The organism is Opitutia bacterium ISCC 52 (genome assembly GCA_014529675.2).
In the GTDB taxonomy this organism is placed as follows: Bacteria; Verrucomicrobiota; Verrucomicrobiia; order Opitutales; family UBA2995; genus UBA2995.
In genome coordinates, this window is the sequence record CP076040.1 from 970,854 (window position 1) to 987,728 (window position 16,875).

Here is a 16,875-nt window from a genome sequence, read left to right on the forward strand (position 1 = left end):
GAGCAAGTTTGAATGGACTGGAGAAAACTATGAGTCATAGAAGAAATCGATTGAGACTCACTTTATTCGTCGCGTGGTTCCTGCTCGTTGGAGTTGTTAGTAGTGTATTGGGCAACTATCGGATTCTGGCATTCGGAGATTCCAATACCTGGGGATGGGTTCCTAATGGAAGCGGGACGCGATACCCGGATGCAGAGCGATGGACAGGTGTTCTTCAAAACGAGTTAGGGAGTGAATACACGGTCATCAGTGATGGCCTGGTCGCTCGACGAACGAATCTGGATGGCATGACGGCTGGGTTGGTCGACGGAGTATTTCTTAACGGAGCGAAGACGCTGCCAGCAGCCATTGCCCGGAATGCTCCTGTTGATCTGGTCATTCTTTTTCTTGGAACGAATGACTTACAGGCAGGAGCGGAACGCAGCGCTCAAGAGATTAGCGATGCAGTAGGGGAACTGGCCCAGCTTGTTACTCAATCGGAGAATCTATTGTATGCCAATTACCCTGCTCCTGATGTCATGGTCGTCGTGCCTCCCGCGTTAGGAGATCTATCTAATAGTCCTCTCAAAGGATTGTTTCAGGTTGGGCAAGCGGAGTCGCAACAATTGTCAGCGGCCTTCCTGTCGTTAGGCGAGCAAGACCAGCTTGAATTGATTGATGGCAAGCTGCTTTTTCCCGATGGCATTGGGCCAGATGGGATACACTTAAATAACAAAGGGCACCGCGCCTTGGGCTTGGCAATCAGTCAAAAGATTAAGAAGAAAAGAAATAAGCTCTGACTCGGATTTGGAAGATGGATGGCCCCCAGGAGGCGGTGGTCAGAAGTAACGCGAACGATTCATCGATGGGTTCCGCACATCTGGCTAGGAATGCCCAATAGGCCAGTTGCTTGGTGTTATGAAATAGGGGATCGGCTCGTGAATGATACGAACCATGACGCATCGATCAACAGCGCATTGTGGAGTCCATGGTTCGAGGTCTTCATCGGCCAGCTCTGACGGAGACGCTGGCCAGAGAGATTTGGGGATTCTCTGAAACTGCGTTTGTGGCGAAAAATGAGCTTCGCATTCGTCGATGCCTAACCACCGTCCTCGTCGGCACAATGGATTAATAAACGACGCACTGGCAGCTTGTTGGCTTGTGACGTGATCAAACAGGCACCCATACATGAGTTGTTGAGATTGGATGGGCTCTTTTCGATAGACTTCGGGTAGTGCGCTCCGAAACTTGGTAGAGAGAACAAGTTGGTGACTGCGGAGGTGTTCAAGCTTTTTGAAAAAGTTGTCACGTGGGTCGGGTCCCGGGAGTTTTAAGTCGTCCTCAGTTTCAACGGATAAGTAGAACTTGGTGGCGAGTTCCAGATGAATGAGTTGGCCGCTTGATTTTTCCCTAAGGAGAAAATCGAGTTCGCCGACCGTAGTGTGGACATCTTTCTGAAGTTGGAGGTTTTGTTCCAGCAATTCATACTTAGTGGATGCGGCAATGAGTAATGCAAATGCATCTTCACAGAGGTGTCCCAGCTTTTGTTTGGTGTTGAGCTCTGGGGAATTAATTGGAAGAGCAAGTTGCTGATAGGGGAAAGTCGGGGCTTCGGGCAGGTCTCCAATGAGGAGGGGTCCATCAATAAAACTCTGCAGTAGGGCTTGTGAAATGGTGTTCATCTATTTGATGGAAACATACCTTCTATAGATCGAGGAGCGAAACAAAACTCAGTGAAACTCTTACAGCTTAAGTTGTGAATTCTCTTTTCTGATGTTTGCTTCTATGGGAGGATTACTGCTTATGGATTCTCGATTATGTGTAGGCCGGCTTATGACGTTTCGCCGATCATTGATGAAAATATCAACGAGCATATGCTTCGGATGTGTGGCATTACTCTTGGTTTCCTGCAGTCCAAAGAAGGAACCGGATGTATTGCAGATCAAGATAGGCGGACGAAGTATGAGCAAGCTGCCATTCGTCATAGCCTATGATCAGGGGCTCTATGAAAAGTATGGACTAGATGTTGAGCTCTTGATGGGGACTCCAGAGTTTGAAGGAGCTCGCGATCCGCATGCAAAGTTCTGGCGAAGAGTCGTTAGGAAACTCGGATTCGAATCTTATCCGGAAACCGAGATCACGGTGAGTGGACATACCCCGGCCATGTATGGACAAACAAGGAATGCACAGCGCTCAAAACGTATCGCCATTGCCACGACGGATTGTTCGGTACGCTATTACGTAGTAGCGCGATCGGATATCCAAAGCCTGGAGGATATTAAAGGTAAACGGATTGGTATCAATAGCCCGGGTACGACATCCGCCTTTGCCGCCTTTCGTCTGATCGAACGGATGGGTTGGGATCCCAGGTTTGACGTATCCATCCTCGAGGATGGTAGACAGGTAGCCGACATAGAAAAGGGATTAGTGGATGTCGTTATAGGGGGTGACGAAACCTATGAAGAAGCCCTGCGACTGGGATACCCTATACTCGAAGATACTCGTGATTGGGGCGATGAATTGTCAGGCAATAGTGCTATGGTTGATGTCGGCTGGTTAGAGGAAGGCGATAATCGTGAACAAGCCCTCCAGTTCCTTAAGGCGGCTTTGGAAGGATTAGCCATCTTTCATCAAGATCCGGATTTGGCAGTAGATGTGGCCCTTCGCTGGTATGGCATTCCGGATCGAGCTACGGCTGAAGGTCGCATTCAACGTGCGGATTATGTGCCGCGTAAGCCTTACCCTTGCAGAGAAGGTATCATCAATACCATGCGGATCCACGATTCACACGAGATGCGCCAATACCAGTCGTCCGATTTTTACGATGATAGCCTGATTCGCGAATTAGATGAAAGCGGATTTATCGATGCCCTCTATGGAGACTAAAATCAGGGGATGATAGAGAGCTTTGGGCAAAAGTCGCTTGTAACTCAGAAGGAGCGATGGTTGGATTGTGAGGCTTGCTTGTATTCTCATTGTTTTTTATACTCCTCGCTCAATCGGATCTTTTTAAGCTTATGAAACATTCTTCGCCCCATTCTGTTCGCTTCCTTTGTTGCCTTCTCGTTTTGATTTTCGCCGTTCCCGGTCTGTCCTATGGTGCCAGTCATGCTCAGGGTGGATCAAAGGAGCTTCCGGTGGGGCTTATGGATCCCATTCCGGAGAAGATTCAGAAAGGGGATATTGTAGCAGCAGTTGTGAAACAGTTTCGCCTTCCAAAGACGGAGGATGGAAGCCAGAAGGGAAGAGCCACCACAGCCTATGCGCGTGTTCAGTATATGATGCCCATCGGTGATGGGTCTGGTCGTCTGGCGGTTGGCGATTTGCGAGGCCCTCTTTACCTGGTAGACCAGGGGAGTGATTCTCTTCAGCTCTACCTGGATCTCCGCTCATACGATTTGTCTTTCGATGCCACCATGATGCCGAATGAAACGGGATTGGGTGGCTGGGCCTTTCATCCGGAGTTTTCTCAAAAAGGAAAACCAGGGTATGGCAAATTTTACACCGGCATCAGTACTACCACCGGATCGGGTGAAGCTGATTACCTGAAGGACGATGCAGAGAGTCATGAAAGTGTACTGGTCGAATGGACGGCGGATGATCCCAGTGCCATTCCCTTTAAAGGAAGCTATCGTGAGTTGTTTCGTATCGGGCAATTTGCACCCAATCATAATATCGGAACGGTAGCCTTCAACCCGACGGCAAAACCAGGCAGCCCGGATTATGGGAATTTGTATTTCTGCCTAGGCGATGGAGGAGCTGCCTTTGATCCGATGGATTATGGTCAATCACTAGCCAGTCCCCATGGTTCGATTCTCAGGATCAATCCGCACCCATCGGGCGACGCTGCGTATCAGATTCCCCATGACAATCCTTTTGTATCTCAGCCGGAGGTTGCGCCTGAGATCTGGGCTTATGGTTTGCGGCATCCGCAGCACTTTTCGTGGGATAAGCAAGGTCGCATGTTCATCGGAGATATCGGTCAGAACCAAATGGAAGAAGTGAACCTGGGAGTTGCTGGAGCGAATTATGGCTGGCGACTCCGTGAAGGAACGTTTTCGAGTGGTTCCGGAGTGGAAGGAATTTTTGTGGGACCTCTCTACGATATACCGGCTGAGCCTTCTCAGGGATTCGTAGATCCGGTTGCCCAATATGACCACGACGAGGGTAGGGCGATCGGTAGCGGCTATGCCTATGAGGGAAGCGAAATACCTGAACTGAAGGGAAAGTATGTTTTTGCTGATCTGGTTCGCGGACGCATCTTTTATATTGATATGCAAAACCTGGAACCTGGAAACCCTGCCGAGATCAAGGAGCTGCGTCTCTTTGTCGATGGGAGTGAGCAGGAATTGATCGATGTGGTAGGTTATCCAAATACGTTCCGCGATGGTCCGCGTGCTGATTTACGTCTGGGAACGGATGAAGACGGCGAGATTTACTTGCTAACCAAAGGAGATGGCTGGGTGCGCAAGCTTGTACCGGCTGAGTAAGAGTTGTTAGTAGATAAGGAGAGTGCTGACCGGATTTGATGAGTAAGCTATGGGCTATCACTTGTTACTTTAATCCTGCCGGATTCCATAATCGCTTAGCCAATTACCGGACCTTTTATAAGCATCTTTCGGTTCCACTGATTACGGTGGAGTTGAGCTAACTAAAAGAAAGAGATTGAAACTAAGGCTTAAGGATAGGTGTATAACTGGGAATCACGCCTATTCTTACTCTTGAATCATTCTTTCAACATTTCTCAGACCTTTGGTCTTAGGGTTTTTGCATCTCTGTTTGGGCTCTTTCTGACGGCTGCTTCGGCCTTAGCCACTGACCAACGAGACATCCAGTCCGACTTTCAAGAGCTCGTAGAGTTGGCGCCCTATGAGGTGGCAGATGAGCAACTATCGATCTCGGTCTTTGCCCGGTCGCGAGGGGACCGCAAGTATGCAGTGCGTTTTGCCGAGGAAGTGGTGGACCATGTTTTTGGAACCTTGGAGAAGTCAACCGGCTATGGACTGGTGATTGTAGGAGACAAACGAGAGCCGCATCCGATGTTTGTGTTTCAAATGTTTTTGGAAATGGCCCAGGAGAAACGAATTCATCCAGCGCTTCAGCCGGCAGCAGACGAACTGGATGCCATGATAAAAGAGTGGGAAGAAAAAATTGAGATTGATGAAGACGACGGTGCTGGTGACGATGATTTCGATTTCGAATTTGAGACACTGATTCCTGCGATTCCTTTACCTCTCGAGGGGGTAGCTTCCAAACTCTATCAGATTGCTTGGGTGGAGTCATTCGATGAGGCTCAAGTAAAACAGCGGCTGGAAGCCCTGACTGTCGCAGAGTTGGAGAGCGATGAATTGTCTGCATACGACTGGGTGTTTTTTCTCCCCCACAAAGGGGCATTGAGTGAGGTCATCGGTGAGGTGCTTCCCCAATACATGGAGCAAACGAAAGTGAACATCTTTCAAGCGGCCGCCATGCGAGCTGCGGTATTTGCTTTCAAGCCGTTGATAAAGGGGGCTTTTGAGCGCATACGAAAAGGAATGCTTTTCATGACGGTGCTCCGGTCACAAAGCGACTTCTCCGAAAGCGATATTGATGCGCTTATGGAAACTTACATTCAGGCCCTCAAATTTGATGGAAGAAAGCGTGGGCAAACAGAACGGGCATTTGTTTTGCAAAAAATCGAAACGCAAAAAGCTGAGAATGCTTATCTGGCTGCCCATCCGTTTGTCGCACCCAAGCCGTTGGACCAGTTTGATTTAGATTTCTACGAAACGTTTGAAGGCAAGTATGCGAAGCGGAAGAAGGCGACTCACAGATTTTTCCTCAAAGGTGGATTGACCTACTGGCAGTATCTGGAGCGGGATCCCCGGCTGTTTTATCCTGCAGGAGATGCATTACTTGTGAATGAGGAAGGCGATATGACGATCGAGTTCCTATTGGACGAGGAAGGAAAGGTATCGGGTGTGATGGAGCGGTGGAAGGATAGGCGTAACAAGATACCGCATCGCTTGAATTAGACTACAGCGAAGAATTGGAATTACTCTGCAGGAGCTTCTTCTTCTTCGAGTAACCAGCTTCTTGCGATCTCTCTGTCTGTGTAGTCGAAATACTTGACCGTAGCGGGGATGAACGGTTTCGCGAGGATGGTCATGGTTTTTTCCCATTTGTTTTCCCCAACCATAGCAATACGATCAAAATGATTGAAATCCTTGATGCCAAACTTCAGGTCTTCCCAGAAGGCACCGGCATCCCATCCATGAAAATTGTGCAGCTGGATGAGGAGTCGAATTTTTCCATGGTGAATGATGCCTGTTCGAAGTACGGGCAAAAATACGTTGTAATCGACCTTGTGCAGTTTGTTGGTTACCACGACCTCGTAAACCGGTCCATTGTGGATGGGTGTTACTGTTAGCGACATGAAGATTGGGGTTTGTGCTATGAAGCAGTTTTACTTTTCTAGGGTCCTTTCCTTTTGCAGAAACCTGTTGAGTAATTGGGTATATATTAAAGCTTAGTACAGTGTATGCGAATCGACGGCAATTGCAAATCGGTGACCCTAGAAAAAATGGGAGGCGTGCTCCACGTATTGACTCTTCCTTGTTGAGTCGACTTGCTGTGGTATGACTTTGTTTTTACGTAGTATTAAATACCTTGTTTCAATTCTACTTCTCGGGTGCTTAGTGAACACCGCCGCTGTCGGGAAGGATAAAAAGTTGGTCCTCATTGCAGGCAAACCAAGTCACCCTCCCATGATGCATGAATTTAGAGCAGGTGCTCTTCTATTGGAGAAATGTCTCCAGGATGTGAAAGGTCTGAAGGTTGAAGTTCACGATAATGGCTGGGTCAAGGATGAGGCTACTTTTGACGATGCAGATGCGGTGGTCATCTTTGCCGATGGCGGAAAGAAACATCCTGCTCTGCAAGGTAACAACCTAAAGACGCTACAAAAACTGATAGATCGGGGTGTGGGATTTGGAGCGATGCACTATGGCGTTGAAGTGCCACCCGGTGAAGCGAATGAAGAATTTCAGGCATGGATCGGCGGTCACTATGAGAACAGCTTTTCCTGTAATCCAATCTGGGCCCCGCGCTTTGATACTTTACCCGAGCATCCAGTTACTCAAGGGGTGTTGCCTTTTTCGATCAGCGATGAGTGGTACTTCAATATTAGGTTTTTTGGGGGTATCTCCGGAAATCAGGCTCACCAGGAACAGGGGATCAAATTTACTCCCATCCTGGTCGCCAAGCCTTCGAATGATGTGCGAGACGGTCCCTATGTACATCCGAAAGGCCCCTATGATCACATCATCGCAAACAGTGGTCGGGATGAAGCCATGCTCTGGGTGGTCGAGCGTCCGGATGGAGGGCGAGGCTTCGGTTTTACAGGTGGTCACTATCACCTTAACTGGGCCGATGAAAATTTCCGTAAGGTAGTTTTGAATACGCTGAATTGGGTATCGAAGAATAAGATCCCAAAGAATGGGATTCGTTCGAAGGTGACTAAGGAGGAGTTGTATTTGAACTTGGATAAGAAAGACCCCAGATAAGGATACTGTTCAGTCTCATTAGCTTAACTCGCCAAGCTAGTCTTGCTAAGAGACCTGTTCGGTGATTTCACTACCGGTTTTGTATACAACTATGATGAATCGAATTCAATTGTCCTCTAATGCCCCTGAATTTTCGCAACTGGCCTATGGCACTTGGCGGATACTTAGTGGTGACCTGTCGATACAGGATATCAATGCACGTTTGAACCGGTGCGTTGAACTAGGTATTACGACGATCGATACCGCGGAGATTTATGGGGCATATGAGGTTGAGGAAGCTGTTGGGAAGGCCCTGGCTTTGTCACCGCAATTACGTGACCAGCTTGAGATTGTAACGAAGGCGGGCATTTATGTGCCTTGTGGTTTTCATCCTGATCGAAAGGTTGCCTTCTATAACGCCACCCGTGAGCGGTTGGGAAAGAGTTTGGAGAAATCGTTGCGATTCTTGAATACGGATCGTCTGGAACTCTTTCTGATACATCGTCCCGATTGGTTGACCTCGATCGACGAGACGGCCTCAGGATTGAATGAGTTGGTCGCTGCTGGTAAGATTCGATCTGCTGGAGTTTCTAATTACACGCCTTCACAGTTTCAGGCCCTGAATAGTCGTATGGAACAGCCCTTGGTAACCAACCAGGTTGAGTTCCATTTGCTAGGCATGGATCCCATCTACGACGGCACGTTTGACCAATGTCAGGAGTTGCGAGTTAAGCCGATGGCATGGAGCCCCATGGCTGGAGGACGATTATTTGACTCTAGTAATGAGGCTGCCCAACGCCTGGCTGAAGCAGCAAGCGGTCTTTCCGAAAAATACAATGGAGCCACCTTGGAGCAATTGGCTTATGCTTGGATCATAGCTCACCCGAGCAAGCCGTTGCCAGTGATTGGAACGAATCGCCTTGAGCGAATCGACAGCGCTGCCGAGTCGGTGAAGATTCAACTGGATCGAGAAGACTGGTATGTCTTGTGGGCGGCGGCTAAAGGGAATGGAGTTCCTTAAGAAACGTTCTGCTGCTGGTCCGTCGGCTGGACAATAATTATTTCACTCTTACGTTTCGAACCGAGCACGAGCCAAAGGCGAAGCTGAAAGTAAATTCCCCTTTCTTGCGGTCGATGGAAGCATGAGTTAATGCTTCCTCATAATCTCCTATCTGGATCGTAGCCTGATTGCCCTTAAACCTCATTTTGACCTGGGTCCATTTACCATCTAATTGATTGAGTGATGGGACGCCCTCTTTGACGATTTGCTTGGATTTGTTTTCTTTGGAGGAGCGGCCTATCCAGCCAAAGATACTGGTTCTTTCCGGTTCCCTAAGAGACATGCGAAACACGTGACCCTCTTCGTTGAGAGTGATCACCACACGTTGGCAATCTTTAGGTTTGAACTCAAATTCAACCGTGCCGTTCGTAAATTTCGCTGGCCAGCGGAGAATAGGGCCATGGTTCTTAAACTCCTTGTAGAGTTCGGGATCGGAAAGGCAGCTGGCGACTCCATCTTGGTAGATCCACTCACCACGAAGGGCCTGGCGGCTCTCATGCTTGGAGCCAGAAAACTCGTCAATTAAAACAGCGGCGTGTGTGATGGCTGTTGGAATGAGCAGTAGGAAAAGAAAGGGGATTCGGATCATCGCTTTAATGCTGTCTAATTCTTATAGGTTAGACAAGCGTAGATGCCGTATTAGGAGTCCGTACATGAAACAGCCTCAAGAGGCTACCCCTAACCTCTTGAGGCTATAAACTAGAACAAACTACAAACTATTAAGGGCCATCTTTTAAACCGTCCTGATCAGCAAATCGTGAGTCGTTTTTGGCCCTGCTTTTACCAAATTCTAAAAGTTGTTTTGTAAGTGATTGATACTGGGTGGAATTGCTTTGGCTCATGCAGAGGCCAGCGATCCAGGAACTGGGGTTTTTCACTTAGGTAGAGAGATGCCGGCAGCTTTTTCGCGTTTGAAATGTAACCTGAAATGAGTGTGCCACCTCCCCAATTTCTTCCAGACAAGATCGATTTTCCAGCGAGGTACAGTTCAGCAGGGTTCTCTACTTCATTTGCAACAACAGCAAAGTTTTCACAGAGCTCCTGTTGAGGTCCGAGCATGGACCTGCCATCTTTGCGAAAATAGGCGACGTACTCGGACATTGAATTGGTGACGGGGAATGCTAGGTTCCAAAAATGAATTATGAAGCCGATGTATGTATTGTTGGTGCGGGCATAGCCGGATTGCGCTGTGCGATGGAGCTGCAAGACTGTGGTTTCAAGGTAATGGTATTGGAGGCTGGTGATGAGGTGGGCGGACGCATTCGCACGGATACCATCGATGGTTTTCAACTAGATCGAGGATTCCAAGTTATCCTAACGGCCTACCCGGAATGCGCTCGTGTGTTGGACTATGAGCGCTTGAATTTAGGTATATTCGAGCCCGGTGCCTGGATTTGGACGGGTTCCAAACTTGCCAAGGTGATTGATCCCTGGCGACGCCCTGCACAGGCTTTGCAGGCAGCTTTGAGCCCTGTTGGAACGTTCAAGGATAAGTGGAAGGTGGCGTGCTTGAGGAATCGTTTGTCCAGAACGTCCATTGAAGAGCTTTACCGAGGTGATGAATCCACTACGATGGCTTATCTCGAGTCCTTAGGATTCACCAACTCCTTTATTGAGACCTTTTTTAGACCATTTTATTCAGGCATCTTTCTGGAGAAGGATCTTAATACGGCGAATTCGATGTTTGAATTTGTTTTTAAAATGTTTGGCAAGGGCTATGCTGCCTTACCAACTGGAGGCATGCAGGCGATTCCTAATCAGCTTCTCAAGCGTTTACATCCAAACACCGTGCGTTTTGATGCACCGGTTGTGCGTATCACATCAGATGTCGCGCACATGGAAAGTGGATCGTCTGTAAATGCTCGTGCGGTCGTGCTGGCAACTGATATCAGCGCGGCTTCTCAACTTACGGGAGGGTTGGTGGTGGACCGCGGTTGGAATGCTAGCCAGTGTTATTACTTTTCAGCTGATGAGAGTCCTTTATCGTCTCCAATGATTGCTCTGAACGGCATGGGAAAAGGGTGTATCAACAACATCGCCGTTCCAAGTGATGTCAGTCCAGGTTATGCGCCAGAAGGTAAGTCGCTTATCTGTGTTTCGACCTATTCGACCGTTGAACCAAGGGTGGTGCAGATTGAGCTGAAGAGCTGGTTTGGTTCCGTCGTCGATGATTGGTCTGAGATCAGGAGCTACATGATTCCGCAATCCCTTCCCAGACAGTCGCCGGGGGACAATACCTATGGAGGTGCTATGCCTTATCTTGAAAATGGAGTCTGGCTTTGCGGAGACTACTGTTTCTCCAGTTCAACGGAAGGTGCCATGCAATCCGGTCGAAGGGTTGGCGCATTGGTGGCTGAACAATTGTCCCAAAATTAAGAAGGCATGGCACTTCAACTACGCGCGTTTGCTGAGCAAGTATTGTTCGCTACCACCTTGGAGGATAAATTAAATTTTCCGCGGGAAGAAATGATCGATACCCAGCCAGGATCTGCCATCAAGACGCCAGGACAATTGTCACGACCTAAAGAATTGATACTGCGTGCTGAAGATCAGCGCGTGGCCGCTCCTCGGGGATCCAAGTTAATCGATGAAAAGGAGCGGGGACGATTACTCCATTTTTTCTGCAATCACGAGCTCCTGGCGACCGAGTTGATGGCGTTGGTCCTTTTAAAGTTTCCGGATGCACCGGCTAGTTTTCGCCAAGGTATTCTAGAGACACTTAAAGAGGAGCAGATACATACCAAACTCTACATCCATCGCATGAAGCAGTGTGGCGTGGAATTCGGAGAGCTTCCATTGAGTGACTATTTTTGGAAGAGTGTATCATCAATGGAAGATCCCTTGGACTATGTGACACGGCTATCACTGACCTTTGAACAAGCCAACCTCGATTACTCTCGTGATTATGCGTATCAGTTCCAAGCGGCTGGAGATGCATCCACCGCTGCCATCCTGGACAAAATCTATCGCGATGAGATTGGTCATGTTGGATTTGGGCTCAAATGGTTTCGCAGATGGAAAACATCAGGTAAATCGGACTGGGAAGCCTTTCGAGAACGCTTGGCATTTCCACTTTCACCGTCGCGGGCGAAAGGAAATCAGTTCAATCGGGAAGGGCGCCTTGAGGCTGGCTTGGAAAGTGCATTTATTGATCAATTGCAGCTCTTTCAGCAATCGCGAGGACGCACTCCTTCTGTATTCTGGTTCAATCCAGATGCGGAGCACTTTGCCGCACGAAACTCAGCGGCTGATTACCCAAGTGAATCATCCCTGGTTCAAAAAGACCTCGAGTTTCTTCCTGCCTATCTTTCGCGGAAGGATGATATGCTGGTACTGCAGAAACGACTGGGTGCTGAGTTTCTGAGTCAACTTCAACAAGCCGGCATTCAGCTGCCCGAAATTCTTGTGGCGAGCGGGAAGGCCTCGCTAAAGCTCGACCGGAAAATCGGTGCCTTGCGTCCATGGGCATGGACGCCAGACAGTGTGCGTTTCTTTGAGGATGCTTTTGGCTCATTAACGCGTCCTTATAAATTGGATACGATATGGAATAAAAATCGAAGGCATCTTTTTTCTAAACGTTGGAGCATAGAGTGGGGTCGTGTATTTGACGTGTCGGCCTTCGCCGACGACTGGAATGCTTCGGAGGAGGTTTATGGAAAGTTGGCGACATCGATCGACGAAGTGGAACGGCTTCGAAGCGAATGGCAGGGTAACGGATATGAGAACGTTGTCTGCAAAGCACCCTTTGGGACGGCTGCCGGAGGAAATCGCTGCCTGATGAAAGATGACGTTTTGGATAGCCGGATGAGCGAATGGTTAGAGTCGATAATTCGGGAGCAAGGTGAGGTGATCGTGGAGCCGTGGCTGGAGCGCGTCTACGATTTTTCGGTACAATTTGAAATGCATGAGGATGAGTTGAAGGTGTTGGCCTTCACTCGTTTGGTGAATAATGCGAGGGGGCAATTCAAGGGTATCATTTGCAATGGATTTGGCAAGGATGCGAGTGATAAGGCGGTTCGTTTCTTGATGCAGCGTTCCTCGGGTCGACCAAGGATCTATGACTGGTATCAACGCAAACTGGCACCAAGATTGGAGCTGGCGTTTAAAGAGATCGGATTCACAGGACCACTTGGGGTGGATGCCTTCGCTTACCGTACTCGATCAGGTAGCTTGAGGTTGAAGAGTGTCGTGGAAATCAATCCAAGATACACCATGGGGCGGGTAGCCCATGAACTGAGTCAGCGCGTGGTGCCTGGAGCCTTTGGTCTTTTTCAAATTGTTTCACGGAAGCAGATAAAAAAATCCTTGGGGTTGAGCTTGGAAGACTATGCAAAGACCTTAGGCGTTAGGGATGGGATCAGTCCTCAGGATATGCGTTCTGGAAGATTGTCGGATGTTTCGATTGTGTTGACTGATCCAAAACAGGCTCAGCGATTTCTGGCGTTGTTTCACATACGATCCTCCATGGAGGAGATTCAGAAATTATTGTCTCAGTTTTAAGATGCGGTTGTTGTAGCTATCACATATATAAAGTGTGCGATCCGGAGTTACCCAAACTCCGTGAGGACGTGCAAGGGGAGAGCCGTCGTGGCCATGGTCGAGTAACGTTGAAACGATTTGCGTGGCAGGATCATACCTTCGGATTAAGTGATTCTCTGCGTCGGCGATGATTACAGTATCATCCGTATCAATACAAAGGTGCTTCGGACCTTTAAATCCAGCCTGCATGGCGGGGCCGTTTTGGGCGTGCGCTTCACCCGTTGCGGCAATCGTGTAAATTCGGCCGTTTGGGCGTACGACCCTAAGCGCATGACCTCTTCGCGAAAGAATATAGAGATTGCCTTGGGAATCTTCGGCCATACCACGAGGGTCTATGAGTGGACTTTCTGCTGCGAGTGATCCTTCTTCCGGAACGGCTGTCGTTCCGTTCCCTGCTATGGTATGAATCATACCCGTATCCAGGTCGACAAAACGCACACGGCGATTTCTAATATCGGCTATCAATAGACGCTTCTCATCGGGACTTAAGCTGATGGAAATGGGGTCATTCAATTGGGCTTCTGTTGCGGGAATACCATCGCCATTGTATCCTCCTTCTCCTGTGCCAGCGACTATCGTGTCCTCTCCCGTCTTCTCGTCGATCATCCGAACATAATTGGCGCGCGTGTCTGAGATATAAATGCGACCATCCTGGGTTCTGACAAGATTGTGCATTCCATTGAATGGAATATCTGCTCCAAATTGCTCCAATGGTTTACCCACTTCATGCTTCCAGAGACGACCGCCTTCATATTCCGCGATGAGCATGGCGCCATTGTCATCGAACGCCACGCCAAAGGGGTTGATCAGACCGGTGTCTGGCCCTACCACGAGGGTCAATGCAGGCTCTTTCGTAGGTTGAGTGCAGGCTGTGAGAGCCAAGGCTGTCAGGATAAATATGAATCGCATGGGTAAGAAAATGGAAGGTGCCAGTTTAAGGATTTATTCAATGATTGCTTCTAGAATAACTTTCGTCGTTTGACGTGGAGCGTTTTTCCACTTTTTATCCAATGGTCCACTGCTGCAACTTCACGCTCCGTGAAATGACTATCGGTATCGCGAATAATGACGTACTGGTACTGCGAATCGCTGATGGGTGAAAATCTCCAAAACATACCTTCTAGATTTTCCCCTGAATGATTAACGGTGATTACTTCTGCGCCATTTTCTTTTAGTTTCTCAAGAATTGAATTGTCGATGCTTGAGGAAACATAGAATCGTGCCGTCCAGCCGGGATAGAAATCAGCCATTGATTCTGCGCAATGGATAGCTCCGTCAGAATACATTGGATCTGTGCCATAAAGAGAAAAACTGATTAGAGATTTTTGTTCAGGAATCATTGAGTGGGGCGGAAATGATTTTATGAAGCTGGGAAAGGCAAAGATGAAGTTAATTGAAAAGTGCTTTTGAAATCCCAATGGATTCATTCAAACGCCTGAATGGATTCAAGCAAGTGTTTGCTCTGGCGTAGTGCATGAAATGGGTTGGGTAGCATCGGGTGTAATTCCAGGCTTACAGGACCAGAATAGTTCATGGTGTTTAGAACAGAGAATAGATCCTCCAGCTCAGCTCGCGTTTGAATGCCTTTGGTGAGTGGCAAGTGTAAGTCTCCTATGCCATCATTGTCATCCAGGTGAACATAAAGCAAGCGGTCTCCTGCTTCGGGCAACCATTGGGTGGGATCCTCCTTACTGATTTGGGCATGACCCAAATCGAAAAGTAGGTATAAGTTGGGATGGTCAACTTCTCGGATGAAGTCCAAAGTTGCCTCGATACTTGGGAAGTCCGTATCGGGAAAGTGTTCAATACCAATCTTGACATTTTTCTCCGCTCCATAGGTTGCCAACTCTGCGTAGTGCAAAGCGATTTCTTTGATGGGCATCTTGATTTTTGCTTTGCCGGGAACGACGTAGGCACGATCAATTCCAACTTGTGCGCTATGGTCGATGCCTTTCTTAAAGTAGCTCAATAACGCTTCCACAGCCTTGGGTTCGTTCGAGTGCAGAGTGCAATCTTTGGGGCCAAAGAATGACAAGGACATGCAGGCTAATTTTAACTGATGGTGTTTGAGGATAGATTGCGCTTCCTCCGAATGCTGCATGTTTGGCTGAATGTCGATATGACGGAAGCCTAGCTCCGCCATAGACCTGATCATACTTGTTTCGGAGATGACCCGATTCCGATGCTTTCGAATGAAGCGCATAAGGCCTCGTTTCCCTAAGTTCATGGTCCATATACAGCAAGAGAGATTCATGATAATCGTCTTAGAAAATTACTCTTGGGCAATCCAAGTGACTTCGCCAGCTTTGGCATCGATCTCCGAGCCTCCGATGGCATGGTCCGGGCAACTGATACGATAGGTCCCGGGAGGAAGTCCTGAGAAAGCTACAAAACCAGCTCCGTCGGTGTATGCCGAATAGCCCGTGTTCTCCAAAGAAACTTCTATGTGGTCCATTGGAGCCCCGGTGTCATCCAACAGGTAACCAGCAATCATAGAAAGGTGTTCACGCCATTCCGGAGTCGGTGCTGGAATAGGTTCCGGGTAAATCTCTGTTCTCAGCTGATCCCAGATTTTTGACTCGGGACCCTGTTTGTCACCTTTGCCCTCAGCGGCTTCTTTAGTGGGACGATCATAAGCAAACAGACTTGTGCCCAGGTTTCGATCTTGAGCTTCGCGGTATTGGTTAAGCGCATCTTCTAGAGGATTGAAATAACCGCCGATGCCCATGGTGACTATTCTGCCCTCGGTCCGAGATACGAGTTTTTCCGTAAAGTCCGCCCAATTGCGATACTGTTGTTTTTGATCGGGCTCCCATTCCCGCTTGTAGCTCATTTGTAATACCGAATCCACCCAGCCTGCTTTAACCCATGTGTTCCAGTCTTGCATGGCTTCAAAATAAGGTTGCGTATCGGAAAAATCCTTACGGGGTGCGGCTCCCCATCCAACAGCATTTACGCTGAATGTGGCTTGGGGGCGAACCGTCCAGACAGTGATCGCACAACGTCTGACAAAGTTGCTGACCTGGTCGCGCTTAAATTGGCTCCATGCTGGATCCTTGATTTCCGGGCGACCTTCGATGCTGGTTTGTTGATAGAATCGTTTCATCGCCCATGGATTGTACCCACGGTTCTCCCCGAAGTAGCGAATGTAGTCCAGGTTGATGCCATCTACATCGTAATTTTGAATGCATTCCTCAATGACATCAATGAGGTGATCTTGGACGGCCGGAACACCGGGATCGAGCTCGTGCTGGACTTTTCCAGCATGGTCTCGTGTGTACCACTCTGGATGTGTTTTTGCGATCGGTGGAGGGGAGGATTCTAGATAAGCTTTTTGTTCTCCCAATCTAAATACGTTGAACCATGCGTGGACCTTTAATGCTTTACCGCCTCCACTCGTGTCGCGAGCGACCTCCAATAGGGTAGCGAGAGGATCAAAGCCTGATTGCTTGGCGATGGAAGCATGACGAGGTTGGAAGGTTGATGGAAACATCGTGGCTCCTTCCTGTTGAACCTGAGCCACTATCGTATTGAGATTCGCTTGTCTTACCGCTGCTACGAGGTCCTCAATCTCAGTTCTCAACTTCAATCCTTCTCCTAGAACTGAGACCCAGACTGCGCGAATCTCGGTCTCCGCTTCAACGATCAGGAGCTCGGGTTCGACGTGGACCTGAATGGCTTCTTTTTTAGAGCAGGAACAAAGGAGGGTGCCGAGGAAGAGTAAGGTGGCAGCTTGTTTCAATGTAGCAACGTGGGTAAAGAAATGGGGATTGC

16 protein-coding genes are annotated in these 16,875 nt (G+C 48.6%); 8 read left to right on the forward strand and 8 right to left on the reverse strand.

The window, feature by feature from the left end; all coding sequences use genetic code 11:
- Positions 1–29: 29 nt before the first annotated feature.
- Complete coding sequence (locus tag GA003_04210) at positions 30–779, forward strand: hypothetical protein (protein QXD29186.1); 750 nt, start codon at positions 30–32, stop codon at positions 777–779.
- A gap of 84 nt (positions 780–863) precedes the next feature.
- Here GA003_04210 and GA003_04215 read toward each other — a convergent pair whose 3' ends face one another.
- The gene (locus GA003_04215; GenBank protein ID QXD29187.1) at positions 864–1,661 is read right to left on the reverse strand and encodes a DUF1853 family protein; all 798 of its coding nucleotides are present in this window, start codon (positions 1,659–1,661) and stop codon (positions 864–866) included.
- A gap of 280 nt (positions 1,662–1,941) precedes the next feature.
- Here GA003_04215 and GA003_04220 point away from each other — a divergent pair, with 280 nt between their 5' ends.
- The 3 genes from GA003_04220 to GA003_04230 all read left to right on the forward strand — a co-directional run bounded on the left by GA003_04220 (position 1,942) and on the right by GA003_04230 (position 5,993).
- Positions 1,942–2,865 (forward strand): ABC transporter substrate-binding protein, encoded by a 924-nt coding sequence (locus GA003_04220; GenBank protein QXD29188.1) that lies wholly within the window; start codon positions 1,942–1,944, stop codon positions 2,863–2,865.
- Positions 2,866–2,996: 131 nt separating this feature from the next.
- Entirely contained in the window at positions 2,997–4,469 is a 1,473-nt protein-coding gene (locus GA003_04225; GenBank protein ID QXD29189.1) for a PQQ-dependent sugar dehydrogenase, read from the forward strand.
- A gap of 231 nt (positions 4,470–4,700) precedes the next feature.
- Positions 4,701–5,993 (forward strand): hypothetical protein, encoded by a 1,293-nt coding sequence (locus GA003_04230; protein ID QXD29190.1) that lies wholly within the window; start codon positions 4,701–4,703, stop codon positions 5,991–5,993.
- A gap of 20 nt (positions 5,994–6,013) precedes the next feature.
- Here GA003_04230 and GA003_04235 read toward each other — a convergent pair whose 3' ends face one another.
- Positions 6,014–6,394, reverse strand: coding sequence for an STAS/SEC14 domain-containing protein (locus GA003_04235; GenBank protein ID QXD29191.1), 381 nt, complete (start codon positions 6,392–6,394; stop codon positions 6,014–6,016).
- Positions 6,395–6,596: 202 nt separating this feature from the next.
- Here GA003_04235 and GA003_04240 point away from each other — a divergent pair, with 202 nt between their 5' ends.
- Together GA003_04240 and GA003_04245 are read left to right on the forward strand one after the other, a co-directional pair.
- A complete protein-coding gene (locus GA003_04240) occupies positions 6,597–7,523 on the forward strand; it encodes a ThuA domain-containing protein (protein ID QXD29192.1) in 927 nt (308 codons plus the stop codon).
- A 91-nt stretch (positions 7,524–7,614) separates the two neighbouring features.
- Positions 7,615–8,523, forward strand: a complete 909-nt coding sequence (locus GA003_04245) for an aldo/keto reductase (protein ID QXD29193.1) — start codon at positions 7,615–7,617, stop codon at positions 8,521–8,523.
- Between the two features lie 37 nt (positions 8,524–8,560).
- Here the strand turns inward: GA003_04245 and GA003_04250 are convergent, their stop codons facing one another.
- Together GA003_04250 and GA003_04255 are read right to left on the reverse strand one after the other, a co-directional pair.
- Positions 8,561–9,151 carry a hypothetical protein gene (locus GA003_04250; protein QXD29194.1) on the reverse strand — a complete coding sequence of 197 codons (591 nt, stop codon included), beginning with the start codon at positions 9,149–9,151 and terminating at the stop codon, positions 8,561–8,563.
- A gap of 191 nt (positions 9,152–9,342) precedes the next feature.
- Entirely contained in the window at positions 9,343–9,663 is a 321-nt protein-coding gene (locus tag GA003_04255; protein QXD29195.1) for a hypothetical protein, read from the reverse strand.
- 33 nt (positions 9,664–9,696) lie between these two features.
- On the opposite strand from GA003_04255, the gene GA003_04260 reads away from it, so the two are divergent.
- Together GA003_04260 and GA003_04265 are read left to right on the forward strand one after the other, a co-directional pair.
- Positions 9,697–10,938 (forward strand): FAD-dependent oxidoreductase, encoded by a 1,242-nt coding sequence (locus tag GA003_04260; GenBank protein QXD29196.1) that lies wholly within the window; start codon positions 9,697–9,699, stop codon positions 10,936–10,938.
- A gap of 6 nt (positions 10,939–10,944) precedes the next feature.
- Positions 10,945–13,062 carry a ferritin-like domain-containing protein gene (locus GA003_04265; protein QXD29197.1) on the forward strand — a complete coding sequence of 706 codons (2,118 nt, stop codon included), beginning with the start codon at positions 10,945–10,947 and terminating at the stop codon, positions 13,060–13,062.
- Here the strand turns inward: GA003_04265 and GA003_04270 are convergent.
- From GA003_04270 to GA003_04285, 4 genes are all read right to left on the reverse strand, one after another.
- Positions 13,045–14,010 (reverse strand): hypothetical protein, encoded by a 966-nt coding sequence (locus tag GA003_04270; GenBank protein ID QXD29198.1) that lies wholly within the window; start codon positions 14,008–14,010, stop codon positions 13,045–13,047. The two genes, GA003_04265 and GA003_04270, sit on opposite strands and share 18 nt — an antisense overlap.
- A gap of 50 nt (positions 14,011–14,060) precedes the next feature.
- Complete coding sequence (locus GA003_04275) at positions 14,061–14,441, reverse strand: hypothetical protein (protein QXD29199.1); 381 nt, start codon at positions 14,439–14,441, stop codon at positions 14,061–14,063.
- Positions 14,442–14,524: 83 nt separating this feature from the next.
- On the reverse strand, positions 14,525–15,328 hold the full coding sequence (locus GA003_04280; protein ID QXD29200.1) for a sugar phosphate isomerase/epimerase: 804 nt from the start codon (positions 15,326–15,328) through the stop codon (positions 14,525–14,527).
- Between the two features lie 45 nt (positions 15,329–15,373).
- The gene (locus GA003_04285; protein ID QXD29201.1) at positions 15,374–16,843 is read right to left on the reverse strand and encodes a family 10 glycosylhydrolase; all 1,470 of its coding nucleotides are present in this window, start codon (positions 16,841–16,843) and stop codon (positions 15,374–15,376) included.
- Positions 16,844–16,875 lie beyond the last annotated feature (32 nt).